Origin of the sequence: Ignisphaera cupida (genome assembly GCF_030186535.1) — an archaeon.
GTDB classification, from domain to species: Archaea; Thermoproteota; Thermoprotei_A; order Sulfolobales; family Ignisphaeraceae; genus Ignisphaera; species Ignisphaera cupida.
Window position 1 is genome coordinate 1 of sequence record NZ_JASNVW010000013.1, and the last position, 3,071, is coordinate 3,071.

General features: G+C 38.8%; 2 protein-coding genes and 2 pseudogenes. 3 read left to right on the forward strand and 1 reads right to left on the reverse strand.

Annotation, left to right across the window (positions count from 1 at the left end; genetic code table 11):
• The 3 genes and pseudogenes from QPL79_RS09230 to QPL79_RS09240 form a co-directional block, all read left to right on the forward strand.
• A pseudogene (locus tag QPL79_RS09230) lies at positions 1–301 on the forward strand (phenylacetate--CoA ligase); the annotation flags it as partial.
• Positions 302–2,161 (forward strand): indolepyruvate ferredoxin oxidoreductase subunit alpha, encoded by a 1,860-nt coding sequence (gene iorA, locus QPL79_RS09235; RefSeq protein WP_285274533.1) that lies wholly within the window; start codon positions 302–304, stop codon positions 2,159–2,161.
• On the forward strand, positions 2,128–2,763 hold the full coding sequence (locus QPL79_RS09240; protein ID WP_285274534.1) for a 2-oxoacid:acceptor oxidoreductase family protein: 636 nt from the start codon (positions 2,128–2,130) through the stop codon (positions 2,761–2,763). Before iorA ends, QPL79_RS09240 begins: the two co-directional genes overlap by 34 nt.
• A gap of 4 nt (positions 2,764–2,767) precedes the next feature.
• On the opposite strand, the pseudogene QPL79_RS09245 reads toward QPL79_RS09240, so the two are convergent.
• Positions 2,768–3,071, reverse strand: a pseudogene (locus QPL79_RS09245) (phenylacetate--CoA ligase); the annotation flags it as partial.

Here is a 3,071-nt window from a genome sequence, read left to right on the forward strand (position 1 = left end):
TAAAGTTAATGGTGTAAATGTTTGGCCAACAGCTGTTGAAGAGGTTCTTATGAAAGAGCCTTTAGTGGCTCCATACTATCAAATTGTTATTGAAAGAGACAATGCCTTAGACAAAATGACAGTGTTTGTAGAATCTGCAAAGCCTTTATCTCCTGCTGATAAAGAGTTTTTGGAGAAAAAGCTTCAAAGGGACTTGAGAGAAGTTATAATTGTGACACCAATAGTTAAAATTGTGGAGCCTGGTACACTACCTAGATTTGATGGAAAACCAAAGGTTGTCATCGATAAGAGGTCTTTGTAGATGCCTAGAAGAAGAAAACTTGTTTTGGGTGAGGAGGGAACAACAGCATTTTTACTAGGCAATGAAGCTATTGCTAGAGGAGCTATAGAGTATGGAATAGGTGTTGCAGCTGCTTATCCAGGCACACCCTCTAGCGAAATTATTGAAACACTAGCTGATGTTGCTAAGGAGATTGGGCTATATGTTGAGTGGAGTATTAATGAGAAAACAGCATTTGAGCTTGCATATGCAGCTGCTATGAGTGGTGTTCCAAGTTTAACTGCTATGAAGCATGTTGGATTGAATGTTGCTTCAGATCCTTTGATGACAAGTGGGTATACTGGTGTAAAAGCTGGGTTCATAATTGTAACTGCTGACGACCCATATATGCATAGTAGTCAGAATGAACAGGATAACAGGTGGTATGGTCTCCATGCATACTTACCTGTTTTAGAGCCTTGCAATCCTCAAGAAGCAAAAGATCTTACTTACCTAGGCTTAGAATATTCAGAAAAATTTGAGCATCCAGTAATATTGAGAAGTGTTACTAGAGTTAGTCATGCAAGGGGATTGGTTAAGCTAGGAGCTATTAGAGGTCCTAGAAAAGTTGGGTCTTTTCCCAGGGAGCCAGCAAAATGGGCTGTTATACCAGCTCATGCAAGAAAAATGAAGATTAATTTGCTTGAGAAGTGGAGAAGAATTGAAGAGAGTTTTGCTGATTTTCCATATAACAGAGTTGAGGGGGAGAACTCAACTCTGCTTATTGTTGCATCTGGTATAGGCTATTCCTATGCCAAAGATGCTTTAAAGGTTCTTGGACTAAAGGCAAAGATTTTGAAGATAGCAACACCTGTACCTCTTCCAAGGAAATTAATTGAGAAGGCTGTTGATGAAGCTAAGAAGATTCTTGTTGTTGAAGAAACAGATCCTGTTGTTGAAATGCAGCTAAAGTCTATTTTATTTGATCTTCATATCAATGTTGAGGTTCATGGATCAGATTATCTTGGTAAAAGAGGGGAGTTGACAATAGATAGAGTTGCAGAGGCAATTGCAAAAACAGCTGGTTTTTCATGGTCACCTCCAAAACCTATTGAAGTTAATGTGTATATACCGCCTAGAAAACCTGTTCTATGTCCTGGGTGTCCACATAGAGCAACTTTCTATGCGTTGATCATGGCTGCTAGAGAGCTTGGTGTAGACCCAATCTACTCAGGGGATATAGGGTGTTATAGTCTGGGCATAGATCCTCCATTCAATGCTCAAGATGTTATAACCAATATGGGTGGTAGCATAGGTCTTGCAAATGGCTTTGCACAAACAGTTAAAGATAGACCTGTTGTTGCTATTATAGGTGATTCAACATTCTTCCATGCTGGTATACCTCCATTTATAAATGCTGTTTACAACAAAGCTCCAATGCTTGTTCTAGTGCTAGACAATGAAACAACGGCAATGACAGGTTTTCAGCCACATCCAGGAACTGGCTTAACAGCTGTTGGGGAAAAGAGTAAGAGGATTTATATGGAAGAGATTGCAAAAGCTGTTGGTGTAGACTATGTGGAGGTTTTTGACCCGTACAATACTCAAAATGCTATTGAGGTTATAAAGAATGGGCTTAGAGTTGCTATGAATGGTGGAGTAGCTTTTCTTGTTGCTAGAAGAGCATGCTCCTTGTTGGCATCCAGATTAGGGCTATTAAAAAATAAATACACTATAGATAGTAGCCTATGTGCCGGATGCTTAGTTTGTGTAAATACATTGGGGTGTCCAGCTATAGTTGTTGGAGAAGATAATAAGCCATATATACTCGAATCTCTATGCACTGGGTGTGGGGTATGTGCACAGATATGTCCGTTCAACGCAATAATAAAGAAGGAATAAGAATAGAATCTGTTTTTACTGGTGTTGGAGGTCAGGGAATAATCACTATGGGTACAGTGCTAGGTGTTGCTTGTAGTAGAATAGGTTTGAATATAGTAACTGCTGAAACACATGGAATGTCGCAAAGAATGGGTATGGTTGATTTCTTTGTTAGAATTGGTGATGTGGAAGCACCACTAGTTTCACTTGCTTCAGCAGATATTGTTGTGTCTTTGGAAATGATAGAGGCTTTGAGATCTGTTAGATATTTGAAGAAATGTGGATGGTTGTTGCTAAGCAATGTCTATCTTCCACCACCAAATGTTGATGATGTTCCACCGAAAAGAATAATTATTGAAACCCTGGAGAAGCTTCCAATAAAGTCTGTACTGATTGATGTAGAAGAAATAGTGAAAAAGTTGAAGGATAATCGTGTTGTTAACATGACTATGCTGGGAGCTTTCATGGCTGTTGACATTGTTTCAAAGATAATACCTGTTGCAATTGTTGAGGATGTTGTTGAGGAAATGCTTGGATCTACAAATAGAGAGGCTTTTATAATGGGCTATGAACAAGCCTTGGAAAAAATGAGAAGAGGAGAGCTAATTTCTAAAATGTGTTAATAAACTAGTTTGAGTTTTCAATAATGGTAACTCTCTTTGCTTTTCCCTCACTTCTTGGCAGCACACCAGGATCCACAACCTCGACTTCTGGTGTCACAATTATAACTTCTCTCAAATCTCTTTGAAGCTTCTTTGCCAATGCTTTCTTATCTTCTTCACTAAGCTTTGTATTGGATTCAACTCTAATCAACAACTTGTCATCATTTTCACGTCTCTCAACAATAATTTGATACTCATTTCCAATCAGTGGATTTCCAAGAAGCACAGTCTCTATTGCTAGTGGCCATATGTTAACGCCATTCACAATG

Bases quoted from the DNA above. Each gene is read 5' to 3' on its own strand.
- iorA (WP_285274533.1), top strand. From the start codon at position 302: ATGCCTAGAAGAAGAAAACTTGTTTTGGGTGAGGAGGGAACAACAGCA.
- QPL79_RS09240 (WP_285274534.1), top strand. From the start codon at position 2,128: ATGTCCGTTCAACGCAATAATAAAGAAGGAATAAGAATAGAATCTGTT.